Here is a 15,722-nt window from a genome sequence, read left to right on the forward strand (position 1 = left end):
CGCCTTCCGGGTCTTTCGTCACCGCCTCCAGTTCCAGCTCGCCGTCCAAAAAACGCCAGCGCCTCCGGCAACGTCTCCAGCGGATAGACCTTGAGGCCCGACACCACCGCCGCTTCGGCGGCATTGGCCTTGGGAAGCAGGATGCCCTCGACCCCTGCCTTCTTCGCCTGCGCCGCGATCGACAGCGTGCCCTTGATCGGTTTCACCCGTCCGTCGAGCGAGAGCTCGCCGAGGATCAGGTAGCGGTGCAGGTGATCGGGTTTGACGATGCCGTCGGCGGCGAGAATGCCGAGCGCGATGGGCAGGTCGAAGGCGGAGCCTTCTTTTTTGATATCGGCGGGCGCGAGGTTGACGGTGATGCGCCGAACCGGGAACTCCAGCTGCGTGTTGCGGATGGCGGCGGCGACGCGGTCGGAACTCTCCTTCACCGCCGCGTCGGGCAGACCGACGATGGACATCCCCGGCAGTCCGGGTGAAAGGTGCACCTCGACCTCGACGACGTAGCCGTCGATGCCCAGCACCGCGCCGCTCTGCACCCGGGAGATCATGCCGTGCCCCTCGCATGGGATAGAAGTGGTAGAATAAATCGGTATGTCAATTTAATGCAAAAGCGCGTTGGATGGAACCAAAAAGCGGACTGCGGTCAAATTGAGAAAATGGGATTGATTCAGGGATTGAGGCTGTAATTTAGCCCGAATTGTTCCGTTTGGAAAAGCCGGTAGGAAACCCGGTCCAGGTTCAAGTAGGGGTATTCATTGGAAAATTCGTCTAGATGCTTCTGGAAGTCCTCCTTCCCCTTGGTGAAGTAACGCCAGATTATCGGTTGGTGGGCGCAGTCCACCCCAAAGTTGCCGATATAAACGGTTTCACCGGCTTTGACTTGGAAGCTCCCGATACGGGATTGACCGTTTTCGATATTGTCTGAACGTTTGGCGGTAAAAGCCCCAACCTCGGACACCGATTTCGCAACTTTGATTTTCAGGTAAGTCAACCCATACTCGCCTGGCGGTAATAGAAAGGAATAATTATTGAAGACAGGTCTCGATGTCAGGGGCGATGGGTTATTCAGGACTAGGCCAGGGGGAGTAGCGTCATCGGAAGTTTGCGGAGGTAGAAGGTCAAATCCAAAGCTGTGGAGCTGGGCATTTTCGAAGCTTCCACATCCCCATCTGCGTCCCCAGTTGACGGACAGCAAAACCACTCCCATGGAATCGGATCCAGATTCATAGGCGCTTTTTGAAATGGTTTCGGTTGATTTGTATAAACTCGTGCAGGAAGACAACAACAGCACAAAGGGAATGACAGATAACCAAATGAGTTGACGGGCTTTTGCTTTCATTGGTGTCAGCCTCCATTTAGGTGCTATTCCGAATTTCGTGAAAGTTTATAATAAACGGGATAAATTCATTAAGTAAATTTTGGTTCCACCTACCTAAACAGGGTGAATATTGAACTATAAAAATACGTGCTGGCAGGATTTGCGATGGCGAAAAAAACAAAACCGAATCCAAACTGAGACCCAAACCCGAAATGCGGAAGCGGAAAAAACGCGAGGGGAAGGGAACGGAAGGCAAGCCCAGTCCGAAAGAAATCGACGAACTGGCGCGCATCTGGGATGAGGATTTGTGTGAATGATTTTATTTATGGGAGGGCATTGCCATGAATAGGAAACGCAAACTGCATGACGGGATCGTCGGCGCGGTGCTGACGGCGGGCTCGGCCCTGGCGTACTGGGTGCATCCGTTGTGGGTGCTGGTGCCGGGCGTACTGGGGGTGACGTTACTGCAAAGCGGGCTTACGGGATTCTGCCCACTCTATTTCATTCTGGATAAGACGTGCAAAGAAACGGAGACGGCGGTAAAGGTGTAGCTTTTCATTAACGAAAGGAGTGGGCATGGCGTGGGTGGTGTTGTTTGTGGCGGGTTTGTTTGAGGTGGGCTGGGCCGTGGGCCTGAAGTACACGGAAGGGTTCACGAAACTGTGGCCGACGGTGTGGACGGTGGCGAGCATCGTCATCAGCATGGGCCTCTTGGGCCTGGCTCTCAAGCACCTGCCGGTGGGAACGGCGTATGCGGTGTGGACGGGCATCGGCACCCTGGGCACAGCGATTCTCGGCATCTATTTATTTGGCGAACCTGCGACCGCACTGCGCCTCCTCTGCATCGGCCTCATCACTGTAGGAATCCTCGGATTGCGGTTTGTGCCGTCATAAATTAAACTTGGCCATCGTTTCTCTTTCTGGATTACTTCGACATGGATTTTACGACTATCAAATTCCTGCACGTGATGAGTGCGGTGGTGCTATTGGGGACGGGGCTGGGGCTGGCGTTCATGCTGTTCCGCGCCCAGCAGAGCCGGGACTCCAAGACGCTGTTGTTCGCGCTCAATAATATTCTCATTGGCGACATCGTGTTCATCGGCCCGGCGCTGTTCGTGCTGTTCGGCTCCGGCCACTGGATGCTGAGAAACGGCGCGCATTCCGTGCGCGAGCCGTGGATGATCGCGTCGCTGGCGCTCATCATGCTGGTCGGGCTGTGCTGGTTCGCCGCCGTGTTCCTCGAATGGCGCATGCGCAACAACCTGCGCAAGGTGATCGCCGACGGCATCGAACTGCCGCCACGCCACACCCTGTTTCACCGCCTGTGGATGGGCATGGGCGCGGTGGCGCTTTCCTCCGCCATCGCCATCCTGGTCATGATGGTGACCAAACCTTCCTTCTCCGGGTGAGGGTGGGGTTGGTGATGAACGCGATCAAGGTGGGTCAAAAATCCAGGATGGGATTGGCGACACACCCGCGCGATCTTTTTCCTCTTCGGACATTTTGGAAATCAGTTTGTCCAGCATGATCCGGGCGCCCCGGGCTAAATCCGTGTCGCCCCCATGCCTTCGGGCACGGGTCAGCAGGTCGTAAGCCTTGACGTAGTCCCTTTCCACGCCCTCTCCATTCATGTGCATGACGCCGTAAGTCAACAGGGACGACTGAACATTTTTTTCCACTCCCTGCTTGTACCACTTGGCGGCTTCTTGAGGATCCTTCGGCACCCCCAGGCCTTTTAAATACACCAACCCCAACTTGGAAAATGCCAAGGGATATCCGTTCTCTGCGGATTTGAGGTACCACTCCCGGGCTTTTTGGTAATCCCGCTCCACGCCAAACCCTTTGGCGTAACAGACGCCCACGTGATGTTGCGCATCGGGAAGGCCGCCTTCTGCCGACTTCAAATACCATTTGAAAGCCTCCTCTTTGTTGGGCTCCACACCGTACCCCAAGCGGTAAGACTGGCCCAGATCGAATTGCGCCAGCACGTTACCTTCCCCGGCCATGTTCTTTAATTCAGCAATGCTGTAGCCACAGGCGGGAATAAGGAAAACGAGTGCAGCTAACAGAGAAATCCGTTGGAATGAAAAATTCATATCAACTCTCCTTCTGTAAGCATTGGCGTTCAACATAAAACAAGGTATTATCATTCCACTATAGAGAGCGGTCCTTTAAATTTAGTGGAAACCGGTGGATAAATGAACCAGAATTTGCTGGATTGTCGAATAGAAAGGGGATCAAAAATCCGCCTTAATAGTTTTTGGGTGGTTCCTTTATTGTGACGGTATGAATTCAAACTGGACGCGGGAGACGATTGAAGCGTCGAAAGGCGCTCTGCAGAAGGCGAACCTGTTCGGCCAGAAGCTGGAAGGAGCGGACCTCAAGGGCGGCGACCTTACCGAGGCCAACCTGCGCAAGGCCAAGCTCATGCAGGCGCATTTGGAAAACGCCAAACTCGTGCGCGCCAGTTTGAGTACCGTCGATTTCACCGGCGCGTTTTTGATGAATGCCGACCTCTCCCGCGCCGAGTGCATCGGCACCAACTTTACTGAAGCCGACCTCACCGGCGTCAACTTCGACCGCGCCTCGGTGAGCAAGGCGAAGTTCGACGGCGCGAATCTCTCCGGCGCGGACATGACGCACATCGTCAACCTCACCAGCCAGCAGGTGCAGTCGGCGAAGATCGACCGCACCACAAAACTGCCCCATTACCTGCGCGCGAAGTGGATTTCCGAAACGGAATTCGAGTGCCACGACTCGGTGCGCCGCATCGACGACAACCGGGAGGCGTGATGCTGGAGAAGATGCTGGAAGACCACGCCCTCTGGTTCGAGACCCGCGGCAGTGCGGGCGAGCGCGCGGTGCTGAAGGGCGTCGATCTCAGCCACGCGGTGCTTGCCGGCGCGAAGTTGATCGAAGCCGACCTCATGGGTGCGAAGCTGGTGAAGGCAGACCTCCGTGGCGCGGACCTGCGCGGCTCCAACCTGCAGGACGCGGATTTCCGGGAAGCCCGATTGGAGGACGCCAACCTGGAGGAAGCCGATCTCATGATGGCCGACCTGCGCGGGGCGCATCTCGACAACGCCAGTTTCGGCGGCGCCTACCTGCACGGCGCGGACCTCACCGGCGCGGTGGGGCTGACCCGTGAACAAGCGGATTGCGCTTTTCAGGACGCTTCCACCCGCCTGCCTGACTTTGAGAATTAACAACGCGGCGCGGTCCTTCCTCAACCTCGCATACGGCAACCTGTAAGCGCAGTCTCCAATTATCCCAAAAAATTTTTAACAGGTCCTTGCCTCTCCGAAAATCCCGTTTTAATAAAATAGGGAGCCCGGAGCCTCTGCCGGATAAATCCTTTGAACCCCGGCATGCGCACGGAGCTCCCAACACTTTGTGTGTTTCTTTCTTTTGATTGTTTTGTGCGGCTGTCCGTAGTGGGACCGCCGACGGCATGCATTTGAATTTTTGAAAGGAGGATTCTCATGAAGAAAATGATCGCTGTCCTGAGCATGACTTTGCTACTGGCCGCCTGGTCCGGAGTCGCAGTTGCGAATGAACCGATTGATCTGAACGTGCTGGACCGCAACGCGGTATGGACCAAAAAGTTTGAAGGAAGTCAGCCCGCATCTCAATCCGCTTCCGCTGAAGATGCCAAAGAAACCCGCGCCGAGGCAAAGGATGACAACGATGCTCCCGTCATGAACGTCCGCCAGGAGGACCGCCCCTGGGCGCGCGTCGGGTGATCTTTTGTTTTCACGGCAAGCATTTTCAAAATAGAAAAACGGCTCCCATCACCGGGAGCCGTTTTTTATTGGAAACTTTAGGCCGTAAATTCGAAAAATTGATTTTCAATTTCAGTGCTTCAATTTTAAGCAGGGGGTTGCGGACGATGAAAAACGGGTTTTATGTTGAAAGTGAGGGGGCAAAGAGACCCGATGCCCACCGGCAGGAACAGGGAAAGCCGGTGGCACCAGGCAGAGCCTGCTTTCGCATTTTGCAGGATTGGATTGAGCTCCCTTGGCTGACAGCATCAAGCCGGCCTGTCGGTCTGAATTCATATAAAGAATGCTGGCATCATTTTGAATACAGATTGGAGGATTTTCATGCGTAAGATCGTTGCCACGACTTCTGCAATTCTTTTGACCCTCACGATGGGCGTGTCCACCGGACTGGCGGATGACCCTGTTTCGAAAAGAGTGGCCACAAAGATGAAGGGCGATGAGTTGATGAAACCCGTGCCGATCAGCAAAGACATCCTGGACCGTCATGCCACCTGGCAGAATGTGCTGGATGACCGCAAGGGCATCGTGAGAGGTCCGGGAGATATTGAAGAGGACAAGCGCGCCCGCGGGGAAAGCGAAGAGGACTTTGATATGCAGATCAAAGACCTGCATCCCCGTTACCAGAAAGTTGGCTGAAGTATAAAAACCAGCGCTGGTAACAGACAGCGCGTGCTTTTATAAGAAAAAGCGGCCCGGAGTTTTCCGGGCCGTTTTTTTGTGCGCGGAAAGGGCCGATTCCCAGCGGGCAATTGAATCCCCCCGGCCACTCTAGTACCATGCGCGCATGGAATCGACCTGGCCGCCCTCCCTTCACCGCCGTTTCGTGATTTTTGTTTTTCTCGCCCTCCTCATCTGGGGTGTGACCGATGTGCGTTACCGCGCCAGCCTGCATCCCGACCAGCCGCACAAGCACCGCACCGACTTCACCGTTTACAGCGAAGCGGGGGCGGCGTTTTTCGACGGACGCGACCCGTACGAAGTGACCAACCCGCGCGGCTGGAAATACCTGTATCCACCCATGCTCGCGCTTGTGGTGACGCCGCTGCATGGGCTGCCGACCCACTGGCAGGGATTGATTTGGTTCGCCCTGAGCGTTGCCATGCTGTGGGGTTGTTATAAGGAGTCTGTGCACCTTTTGGGACTGGCCTTCCGGGACCGCAGTCTGCATCTTGAAAAGATGAAACCGTATTTGCTGCTGGTCGGCGGTTGCACTTCGGTGGCGGTGTTGTTTCCGATGCTCAACTGCATGCAGCGAGGGCAGATCGGTATCGCCAAAACCTATTTTCTTCTGCTCGGGTTCCGGCTGGTGATGGAGAACCGCGGCTGGGTGCGTCCGTTTCTGGGCGGCGTGGCGATGACGGTGGCGGTGGTGCTGAAGGTCACCCCCATCGTGCCGGTGAGTTTTGTCGCCTTCCAGGCTGGCGTGGCGTGGTTGCGGAAGGAATCGAGTGCCGCCGCCCGGCCGGGATTCTTCGGCGTGATGGCGGGCAGCGTGGCGGGGCTCCTCCTGTTTTTTCTAATTATCCCCGCCGGTCTCGTGGGTTGGAATGCCAACATCCATCACCTGATAACGTGGTATTCGAAAGTGGGCAACCAGTCGGTGGAGTTCGACGCCGCCAACAACCTGGACAACCCTTACACCATGCGCAACCAGAGTTTCAGCAACGCCGTGTACCGGCTGGGCAACTGGACGGCGCACGTGTTTTTCGATGGGCCGCCGGATAAAAACGTGCATCTGAAAAAATCCGGTCCCATGCCCATGGATGCCGACTGGGTACAGGCGACGGTGTTGATCGCAAGAGTGGGGCTGGTGCTGGCGTTGTTTCCATTGGCCATTAAGCTGACAAAAACCGACAGCGTGCTGAACCGTTCTTTGTTGTTCGGCCTCGCCTGCGTGGCGGCCTTGATCGTCTCCCCGGTCGCGCGCGGGCATTATTACATGCTGCAACTTCCGGCATTGATCTTCGTTCCGTTATGGCTGTACCAACGGGGTGAGATCCAATGGGCGAAGCGAATGGCGGTGATTCCCGTAGCGCTGTCGCTCCTGCATTATGCCCTGCTTCCGGTGACGGGAAGGCTGGGGGTGTTGGGCATCGGCACCACCGTCTGGTATGCGCTCGCCGTCGTCCGCCTGCTGTCATCCCGCCTCTCTGCAGCCGCAGTGGTGGATTCCGGACGCACCACGGGATAAAACCACCTGCCGGCGCTCCCACCGTGCCCCGGTCTCTCGCAAAACTTAAGTATTTCAATCAATTCTAGGAGGGGTGGGAAGGCCTCTGGGGAAGGTGGGTCGAGGCCCCCTTCATCCCCTCGGGGAGGGAACCCGAAGTTTTGAAAAAATAAAGGTTTAAAGGAGCTTCAAGGGATTGACAAAATGATTAATTTTTTTACAATATGGTGCTCCAATTTTGAGTTCCCACTCCTTATTCCAAAATCGTTGATAAAGCGAGCGGAACTACCTGAAATTGTTCCTTAAAAACCCAATCTGTGTTTGAAAACGAACCCAATACAAGTTTGTCAATTTTTGAATACGACCAAACCGTAATCCTGACGCAGGAGAAATAAACAATGCAAATCACCGGAATGCTTTGGGGCCGTAAGTTGCTGGACCTGGTGGAATTCCCCCGGTCCGATGTGCGGGGCCCTGAAATCAGCGTTGATGAAATCAAGGAAATGATCAGCAAGCACGGGCAGGTGTTCATCAAGCCCGTGTTCAAAGGCGGTGTCGGCAAAAAAGGGAAATCCGGCCTCCTCGGCCGCGTCAACAACATTCACGATGCGTTGAAAGAAAAAGAACGTCTCTATTTCGCGACGCACCAGGATGGCAATGCCGTGACGAAAGCCAACGGCGTCACCTTCGAAGGTGGCGTGCCGGCGGACATCGAAGTGTACTTTTCCATCTCCGACAACACCATCTACCGCGCTCCGACGATGACCATCACGCATCACGGTGGTGTGGACATCGAAGAGTTGCCCGAGGACAAGATCGCCGTGGTGCCGTTCGATCCGCTTACCGGATTGAAAGCCTTTCACGTATCGAATGCCCTGATGAGTCTCGGCGCTCCGCCGCAGATCATCAGCCCGCTGGTTCAGCACCTGCCGAAGTTGTGGGACCTGTACAACAACTACGGCATGTTGATGCTGGAGCTGAACCCGATCCGCATGAGCACTGCGGGTGGACGCCTCACCCCGGTGGCGTGCGACTTCAAATGCGCGTTCGATCAGGACGACCCGGCGTGGAAGCGCCTGCACCTGCCGACGGATCTGTTCGCCTCCGACGATTCGGACTTCGAGCAGGAGATCAACCAGCTCCGCACCTACCAGGGGCAGAGCGACGTGTACGTCATCAACGACAAAGGTTCCATCACCGCGCCGACGTTCGGCGGCGGCGCGAATGCGATGGTCACCGAACTGCTGGGCGAAGACGCGACGATTTCTTCCGACTTCGGCGGCAACCCGCCTTACGAGAAGATGCACGACATCTCTCGGATCACGTTCAAATACTGGATGGAACAGTCGAACGTGCTCTTCATCATCGGCGGTAAAGCCAACAACACGGACATTTACGAGACGTTCCGCGCGATGGCCGACGGCATCAAGTGGTATTTCCAGAACTACGGTCCCAAACCCCTGTTCGTCGTGGTGGGCCGTGGCGGTCCCAACCTCATCAAGGGAATGGGCTACCTGCGGGACACTCTGGATTCGCTGGGTCTGCCGTATCGTTTCTTCGGTCACGACAGCGCCATGTCCGAGGTCATCAATTATGCCAGGGCCGTTAACGACTGGATGAAAAACGGCGGCAAGGAAGAAATCAAAAAAGCTCTGAATATCAAGTAAACGAGTTATCCAACCGGGAGGTTTAAGACTCATGCATAAGCAAGGAATAGGCGATTTTCCCTATTACGTCGGAATCAATTCTCTGGCGGATTTGGCGACCAAGGATGACCGGGTCGTTGTTTTGAATATATTAGGTAAGGAAAGTTCCGGCGTCACCCCGATCAGCCATATTTATTCGGGCGGGAACGTGGTGTTCGGCACCGGTCCGGGCAAGTCCGGTAAGGCTCTGCCCACGAAAGTCGGGAACATTCCCGTTTACAACTCTATCAAAGAAGGCATGGCGGCGGGCCACAAGTTCAACACCGCGGTCGTGTACCTGCCTCCTTCCGGTGTGAAAGACGGCGTGGCCGAAGCGGTGCGCCAGAACCCGGATCTGAAAAAAGTCATCGTCCTCACCGAGAAGGTGTCGGTGAAAGACTCGCGCATCATGCGCGCCATCTGCCAGGCCAACGGCGTGGACCTGTTTGGAGCCAACTGCCTGGGGCTTGCTGATTCCTGGAACCATGTGCGCATCGGTGGCGCACTGGGCGGCAGTCATCCCGAGGAATCGCTCATCAAGGGATCGGTGGCGATCTTTTCCAACTCCGGCAACTTCACCACCACCATTGCCGTATACCTGTCCACCGCGGGCTGGGGCACGACGACGTCGGTTTCCAGCGGCAAAGACGTGTACATCCATTTCGGTCCGCACGAGTTCATTCACGGCTTCAACAACGATGATCGCTCTAAGGCGGCCATCATCTACTGTGAGCCGGGCGGGTATTACGAGAAGGGCGTCGAGTCCGACAAGCCGATCATCGCCTGCGTGGTGGGCCGCTGGAAAGCGAAGCTCACCAAGTCCTGCGGCCATGCGGGATCGCTGGCCGGTTCTGGCGACGATGCCGTGGCCAAGGAGAAGTGGTTCATGGACTACTTCGGCGTAGATGGGATCTATTCCCCGGAAAACCCGAAGTTTTCCAAGAAAGGCGCGCTGGTCACCAACATCGCCCACATTCCGGAAGCGCTGACCAAGGTCATGGAACTGCGCGGCGAGAAACCGGACTTCGAGCCGAAAGGCAGTCTGTCGCTCAAATGCTGGTTCGGCAACAACAACAACGCCCAATTGCCAAAAGAGTTGGACGTGCCGGTGGTCGAGGCGCTCGATCCGTACAACAAGCAGATCGAGGCGCTTCGCGTGCAGGTCGGCGCGATGATCCGCCGCGAGACGCTGAAAGATGCCAGCGGCGCGTCGCGCATGGATCCGAAAACGCAGGTCTCGCAGATTCACGGGGTGTCCATCCTGGATGCGTCCACGAAGTCCCTGGAAGAGAATCTGGCCTTTGCGTTGACCAAGAACTATCCGTCGGAATTCGGCAGGGCGCTGGCCAACCTGGCGCTCAATGCCCACGTCGGCCATCACAACCACCCGGCCCTGGCGGCGGCGCAGGCATCGCGTGATGCGGGCAACTCCCCCAACACGGTGCTGTCTGCGGCGGTTTCGATCATCGGTAAAAAGACCGTGCAGAAATCGCTGGACGCGGCGTCGGGTCTGTTGGAATTGTTCAAGCTGAGCGACATGAACGATCCGGAGCAATCCTTCGATTACAGCGCGCAGTTGAAAGAAGCGGGCAAGTTCAAGGATGCGTTCTTGGGAACGGGAGACGATTGTTCCGACAAGATCATGGACGCGGTGGCCAAGTTACAGGGCCAGTCTGTGTTCCTGAACTTCCTGCAGGATTTCGCCAAACAGGAAAACGGCAAGGTCAGCGTCGATGCCATCGTGGCAGGCATCTGGGCCACCCTGGGGTGGCGCAGTCTGCGGTCGAAGAAACTGACCCGCCAAACTCTGCAGACGCTTCCGTGGTACAGCCGTATCTTCAGCACCATGGTCGGTTGCACTGCCGGTGCGGACAAGCATTCGACGGACAGCTTCTGCGGTGTCAAGCTGGACGATATCGTTACCAAGTCGAGCTTCACCAAGACGGCCTTCCTGGCACTCATGGGCCGGGAACCGGCGGACGGCGAGTTGTTCGAGTTCCAGGTCCTCCTGGGCCTCATCATCACCAACGGGCCGGGCACCATCTCCGCCCAGGGCGCGAAGGGCGCGGTGAGCGCGGACGGACCGGAACAGCCCGACCGTGTGCAGGTCAACAAGAGCATGGTCGGTTTCCTGACCCACACCGGGTTCGCCCACGGCGGCAACGGCTACGAAGCGGCGGCGTTTTTGATCGAGCAGTTCAAGGGCTCCGGCCTCAAGGACCCGGCGGACGCCAACCACGGCATCGACCTCGCCAAACTGGCAACGGACTATGCTTCAGGGTACGGCAAGTATAAAAAGGAACAGAAGGAGCTGGGCAACCTCGAGTACGCCAAGATCCCCTGCGTCAACCATCCGGTGTTCAAGGGCAAGGACGTGAACGTGGACCCGCGCGAGGAATACGTGCAGAAACTGTTCAAGGAGAAGGGCCTGAACAACGTGTTTCTCGACTTCTACCATCACCTGGTGGAAGGGCTGTTCAAAGCCAAAGTCACGAAAAACGTCTACTGCGTGAACATCGACGCGGTGATCGCGGTGATCCTGCTCAAGATGGTGTGGGCGGATTACCAGAAGGGCACGATCAAGGAGTCGGACATCGAGACCGCCAGTTTCGCGGCGTTCCTGTTCGGCCGCATGATCGGCTGTGCCGCCGAGGTGGACGACCACACCAACCGGGGACGCAATATGGATACCCGCACCCCGGCCAGTAAGGTCGCATACGTCGGCTGACCGCGTTTCCACCAGCTGTAACGAATCAGGGCAGTCCGGATTTCCGGGCTGCCTTGTTTTTTTGGAGATGGAATCAGCGGAACCGCTGAACCCGGAAGCGGAAATATTCTTCCAGGTCGTCATCGGTGAAGCCGCCTTTTATTCTGCACAGGCGGACCTGCTCCTCAACCGTCGGCACACCATCCAAGTCGGGCAGCAGCACTCCCTGTTTTTTATCGTTACGGATCACGAGGCCATACTGTTTCGGGTCCAGCATGGAAAGGTTGGTCACCCGTTCGAGCGGCGACAGCACGTCGATGGAAAAGGTGAGGTGGCCTATTTCTTCCTGGGTGACGGGATCGAATCTAGGGTCTCTGGTGGCGGCTTTCACCGCATTTTCGATGATCTCCGCCGCCAGCGTTTCCTGTTGCGGTTCCAGCGTTCCGATGCACCCACGCAGCGTGCCGTTATTCTTTATGGAAACAAAAGCGCCGGCCCGTCTGGACAAGGGGTCTGGCAAGGTAGGTGGACAGGGAAGGGGTTCCTGATGACGGAGGTAGTGAGACACGGCTTTACGCGCAAGATAAGGGAGTCCCTGCGTTATGGTTTCCATAGGGAACCTCAGAAAAGGAAACAGTTATAACATCAATGTAGGGACCGTCTCTCGATTACGCAACCGGGACGACGTTGGCCCCTGTCAGGAAATCGGCGTGAGTGACGGATTGGAGGGAGTGTAGCGGTCAATGATGTGGTCGGCAAGCGCAACCATCAGTTCCAGGTATTCGGGACAGGGAAATTTGAGGGAGAAGAGGATCTTCTTGGCTTCGGCCATGTGGCCACGCGCCTTGTCCATAGTGTATTCGAGGGATTTTGTCTCGCGCATGCGTTCCAGGACATAATCCAGCTCCTTGTGCGTAAGGCTTTCGTTTTGAATGAAATTTTCGATCTCGCGCTTGAGGCTTTTATCGGAATGCTGGTATAGGTGCAGGAGGGGCAGCGTGACGTGCCCTTCCTTGAAATCGGTTCCCTGCGGTTTGCCCAGCACCTCCGGCGGCGCGTCATAATCCATGGCATCGTCCATTAATTGGAAAGCGATGCCGAAATGGTTACCGAAATCCACCATGGCTTCTTCGTTGGATTTGCCTGCCTCGGCCAGAAGCGCCCCTATCTGGCAGCTGAGCGCCATGATGGACGCGGTCTTTTTGTGCGCCACCTCCAGAATGTGTTCTTCCGTCACCAGGATGTCGCGGGCGTTGGAGTATTCCAGCAGGCCGCCCTCCACCAGAAGTTTCGAACCCTGCCCGAAAGCGCGGAAGATGTCAGCCTGAATGTCGTCGGAAAGCAGAACCAAGGCCCGGGCGATCATGTAGTCTCCCACCAGGATGCTTGCGTCGCTGCCCCACTTGGCATTGACCGTTTCGTTGCCTCGTCGCACGGTGGTTTCGTCCACCACGTCGTCATGGAGCAGGGTGGCGGCGTGAATGTACTCGATCACGCAGCAGTGCTTGATCACCCGGTCGTTCGAAGGCATGCCGCATAGGCGCGAACTCACCAGCAACAGCAGGGGCCGAATGCGCTTGCCGCCTGCATTCATGATGTAGTCGCCGATATCGGTCACAATCGGAAGCGAAGACTCAAAATTGTCCCGCAAACATTGCTCTACTTTCAACAGGTCTTCTCTGAAAAATTCCGTGACTTCGCGAAAGCCCATGACGCTGGATCAACTCAGATGATTTGTAATATTAAACCGATTGTACTGTGAACCGCCGCAGCGGCACCACCAAATAATGGCCGCAAAAACATTTCGAAAAATGGTTCGCAAAGCCCGTAGTAATATGGGAAAATCCCTGATTTGTCAAGGTTTTTATGGGTATCCGCAATCCCGTAAAAATCCCATTATTTGCACACGCGTCTCAAAATTTGGAGAATGCTTTTTTAAGCAACAGGTTAACGAAAAAGTTTTGTTTAAGATTACATGAATGAAAGAGACCCGCAGATTTCCGTCATCGTTCCCACGTTCAATCGCGCCTGGTGTCTGGAAGAAACACTGGCTTCGGTGCGTCGACAGAAATTTTCAAGCTACGAACTGATTGTTGTGGACGATGCTTCCACCGACGGCACGGAACGGCTGGTTAAAATGTTTGAAGGTGCCCAATATATTCGACTGGAGAGAAACCGGGGGGTGTCCGTCGCCCGCAATGCCGGGCTTCGCCGGGCGAAGGGGCAATATATTTGCTTTCTGGATTCGGACGACCACTGGGTGGAAAACAAACTGGAGCGGCAGTGGGAATGGATGCAGACTCACCCCGGCTGCCCGGCATGCTATACCGATGAAATCTGGATCCGCAAAGGCGTGCGGGTGAACCCGGCTAAAAAACACCGGAAATATTCCGGGTATATCTTCCAACACTGCCTGCCTTTATGTATTATCAGCCCCTCATCGATCATGCTGAAACGGGAGGTGTTGAGCCGTATTGGCGGTTTCGACGAGGCCATGCCGGCCTGCGAGGATTATGATCTGTGGCTGCGGCTCACGTATTTGTATCCGGTCCAGTTTCTTGAGGAAGCCCTCATTGTGAAATTCGGCGGCCATGAGGACCAGCTTTCGGCGCGTTACTGGGGCATGGACCGGTTTCGCGTGTACGCGCTGGAAAAACTGCTGGTCCGGCAGAAACCGCAGGGGGAAGCCCGCCGCGGCGTGCTGGAAATGCTGGTCGAAAAATGCGGCATCCTGGAGGCGGGCTACCGGAACCGTGGAAAGCCGAGTGAGACCGAAACCTTTTTGGCGGCGAGGCAGCACTACGCCGCTATGCTGGGAGAGGAAGACAATTTTGCCCAACCGTTCTTTGACCCGGAATTTTTACTGAATGTGGAATCGAATTAATATTTTTGCGGTGTTGCCCCTGCTCATTGGCCTGGCCTTCCTCCCGTTGGCTTTCGCGGCAGGAGAAGGAGGTGTCGCGCCCAAAGCGCTGGTGGATAAACTGCGAGAAGAATGTCGCAAGATTCTCCGCATAACCTATCAAAGCGAGGAGGCGTTTGTACGCAGTGGAACCATCCGTGCTGCGGGAGAGTCGCTTGATGCAGACCTGACGGACCTCGTGGTCGAAGGGACCAGGGATTTTTACCCGACCACGCGGCAGTTTGCCCTGCAGGCACTGGAAAAGATGTCGACAGAAGCCGCTCTTCCTGCAGCCCGGCGTCTATTGGGGGATTCAAACATCTGGGTCCGGTCGGAGGCGCTTAAACTGGTCGCAGATCTGGGTGACAAAGAATCGCTTCCTGTAATACGCAAACAATTGAACGCACCCGATCGCATGGTGCGCCTGGCTGCGGCCTACGCTTTGTACAGGTTGGGAAAACCGGAATACTACGCACATCTCGTGGATGCACTCGGCGCGGGTGACGCGGTTCAGCGTTATCAGGCCATCAGCTACCTGGGCCAGATCGGCGATGAAAAATCCCTGCAACATCTTGCGGGGCTCCTGGAATCGGAGGAACCGGACGTCGTGGTCAACGCGCTTAAAGCGATCGGCGACAAGGCGGACATGGTCCTGCTGCGTCCGCTCATTCGCCTCAGTCTCAGCCCGCACGCGTCGGTACGGAGCCGGGCGTTGTTGGCCATGGGGTATTTGCCACCCGTGGCGGTGTTGAAGGAATTGAAGCCGTTCTGCAATGATGCCGATCCGGTGGTCCGTTTGTCTGCGGCCTTATCCCTGTTCCGCCTGGACAGCAAGGACTGCCGCCAGATATTTTCGGACCTTTTGGCCAGCCCCGATTTCGGCATGCGCAGCATGACAGCACGGGTTCTGGGAAAGACCGCTCTCCCCGAACGCGTCCGGTTATTGAAGCAGGTTTTGAAGGATCCCGTCGTCCGCGTGCGAACCGCCGCTGTCCGTGCCACCGGCATGATGGGTGGGGCGGAGGCATTCCAATTGCTCCTGCCTATGCTCAACGATCCGCAGGCGGTGATCCGCGCCTATGCCGCCGGGAACCTGATCCGCGTTATGGGAGAAAAACACGGATAGTATGGAAATAATCCGGATCGCACCGCCGTTTT

17 protein-coding genes are annotated in these 15,722 nt (G+C 56.3%); 12 read left to right on the forward strand and 5 right to left on the reverse strand.

The features are described 5' to 3' along the window. Together TX82_RS08660 and TX82_RS16005 are read right to left on the reverse strand one after the other, a co-directional pair. The coding region (locus TX82_RS08660) for a magnesium chelatase domain-containing protein (protein WP_042250950.1) at positions 1 to 548 on the reverse strand (548 nt) is incomplete at its 3' end. A gap of 119 nt (positions 549 to 667) precedes the next feature. Continuing rightward, positions 668 to 1,339 (reverse strand): hypothetical protein, encoded by a 672-nt coding sequence (locus TX82_RS16005; protein WP_005009414.1) that lies wholly within the window; start codon positions 1,337 to 1,339, stop codon positions 668 to 670. A gap of 320 nt (positions 1,340 to 1,659) precedes the next feature. Here TX82_RS16005 and TX82_RS08670 point away from each other — a divergent pair, with 320 nt between their 5' ends. Genes TX82_RS08670 through TX82_RS08680 form a run of 3 tightly spaced genes read left to right on the forward strand, consistent with a single transcriptional unit; the run spans position 1,660 to position 2,727 of the window. Beyond that, positions 1,660 to 1,869: a YgaP family membrane protein gene (locus TX82_RS08670; RefSeq protein WP_005009417.1), complete on the forward strand. Its 210-nt coding sequence runs from the start codon at positions 1,660 to 1,662 to the stop codon at positions 1,867 to 1,869. A gap of 25 nt (positions 1,870 to 1,894) precedes the next feature. After that, entirely contained in the window at positions 1,895 to 2,212 is a 318-nt protein-coding gene (sugE, locus tag TX82_RS08675; RefSeq protein WP_005009418.1) for a quaternary ammonium compound efflux SMR transporter SugE, read from the forward strand. A 41-nt stretch (positions 2,213 to 2,253) separates the two neighbouring features. Next, positions 2,254 to 2,727: a DUF2269 domain-containing protein gene (locus tag TX82_RS08680; RefSeq protein WP_005009419.1), complete on the forward strand. Its 474-nt coding sequence runs from the start codon at positions 2,254 to 2,256 to the stop codon at positions 2,725 to 2,727. A 24-nt stretch (positions 2,728 to 2,751) separates the two neighbouring features. On the opposite strand, the gene TX82_RS08685 is transcribed toward TX82_RS08680, so the two are convergent. After that, on the reverse strand, positions 2,752 to 3,414 hold the full coding sequence (locus tag TX82_RS08685) for a tetratricopeptide repeat protein (RefSeq protein ID WP_005009420.1): 663 nt from the start codon (positions 3,412 to 3,414) through the stop codon (positions 2,752 to 2,754). A gap of 190 nt (positions 3,415 to 3,604) precedes the next feature. On the opposite strand from TX82_RS08685, the gene TX82_RS15235 reads away from it, so the two are divergent. The 7 genes from TX82_RS15235 to TX82_RS08725 all read left to right on the forward strand — a co-directional run bounded on the left by TX82_RS15235 (position 3,605) and on the right by TX82_RS08725 (position 11,683). Then, positions 3,605 to 4,111: a pentapeptide repeat-containing protein gene (locus tag TX82_RS15235; protein ID WP_005009421.1), complete on the forward strand. Its 507-nt coding sequence runs from the start codon at positions 3,605 to 3,607 to the stop codon at positions 4,109 to 4,111. Continuing rightward, entirely contained in the window at positions 4,111 to 4,524 is a 414-nt protein-coding gene (locus TX82_RS08695) for a pentapeptide repeat-containing protein (protein WP_005009423.1), read from the forward strand. The genes TX82_RS15235 and TX82_RS08695 overlap by 1 nt, the downstream gene beginning before the upstream one ends. Before the next feature lie 276 nt (positions 4,525 to 4,800). Continuing rightward, positions 4,801 to 5,061 (forward strand): hypothetical protein, encoded by a 261-nt coding sequence (locus TX82_RS08700; RefSeq protein ID WP_005009424.1) that lies wholly within the window; start codon positions 4,801 to 4,803, stop codon positions 5,059 to 5,061. A gap of 360 nt (positions 5,062 to 5,421) precedes the next feature. Then, entirely contained in the window at positions 5,422 to 5,736 is a 315-nt protein-coding gene (locus TX82_RS08710) for a hypothetical protein (protein ID WP_005009425.1), read from the forward strand. Positions 5,737 to 5,884: 148 nt separating this feature from the next. Continuing rightward, positions 5,885 to 7,291, forward strand: coding sequence for a glycosyltransferase family 87 protein (locus TX82_RS08715; protein ID WP_005009426.1), 1,407 nt, complete (start codon positions 5,885 to 5,887; stop codon positions 7,289 to 7,291). A 377-nt stretch (positions 7,292 to 7,668) separates the two neighbouring features. Continuing rightward, positions 7,669 to 8,937, forward strand: a complete 1,269-nt coding sequence (locus TX82_RS08720) for an ATP citrate lyase citrate-binding domain-containing protein (RefSeq protein WP_005009427.1) — start codon at positions 7,669 to 7,671, stop codon at positions 8,935 to 8,937. A 31-nt stretch (positions 8,938 to 8,968) separates the two neighbouring features. Then, complete coding sequence (locus TX82_RS08725; RefSeq protein WP_005009428.1) at positions 8,969 to 11,683, forward strand: ATP citrate lyase subunit alpha; 2,715 nt, start codon at positions 8,969 to 8,971, stop codon at positions 11,681 to 11,683. A gap of 73 nt (positions 11,684 to 11,756) precedes the next feature. Here TX82_RS08725 and amrA read toward each other — a convergent pair whose 3' ends face one another. Both amrA and TX82_RS08735 read right to left on the reverse strand, forming a co-directional pair. After that, positions 11,757 to 12,275 (reverse strand): AmmeMemoRadiSam system protein A, encoded by a 519-nt coding sequence (gene amrA, locus TX82_RS08730; RefSeq protein ID WP_005009429.1) that lies wholly within the window; start codon positions 12,273 to 12,275, stop codon positions 11,757 to 11,759. A gap of 84 nt (positions 12,276 to 12,359) precedes the next feature. Continuing rightward, positions 12,360 to 13,373, reverse strand: coding sequence for a polyprenyl synthetase family protein (locus TX82_RS08735; RefSeq protein ID WP_005009430.1), 1,014 nt, complete (start codon positions 13,371 to 13,373; stop codon positions 12,360 to 12,362). A 264-nt stretch (positions 13,374 to 13,637) separates the two neighbouring features. Here TX82_RS08735 and TX82_RS08740 point away from each other — a divergent pair, with 264 nt between their 5' ends. Beyond that, a complete protein-coding gene (locus tag TX82_RS08740) occupies positions 13,638 to 14,546 on the forward strand; it encodes a glycosyltransferase family 2 protein (protein ID WP_005009432.1) in 909 nt (302 codons plus the stop codon). Beyond that, positions 14,530 to 15,690, forward strand: a complete 1,161-nt coding sequence (locus TX82_RS08745) for a HEAT repeat domain-containing protein (RefSeq protein ID WP_005009433.1) — start codon at positions 14,530 to 14,532, stop codon at positions 15,688 to 15,690. The genes TX82_RS08740 and TX82_RS08745 overlap by 17 nt, the downstream gene beginning before the upstream one ends. The last annotated feature ends 32 nt before the right edge of the window (positions 15,691 to 15,722 follow it).

The sequence above is a fragment of the Nitrospina gracilis 3/211 genome (genome assembly GCF_000341545.2).
Lineage (GTDB): Bacteria > Nitrospinota > Nitrospinia > Nitrospinales > Nitrospinaceae > Nitrospina > Nitrospina gracilis.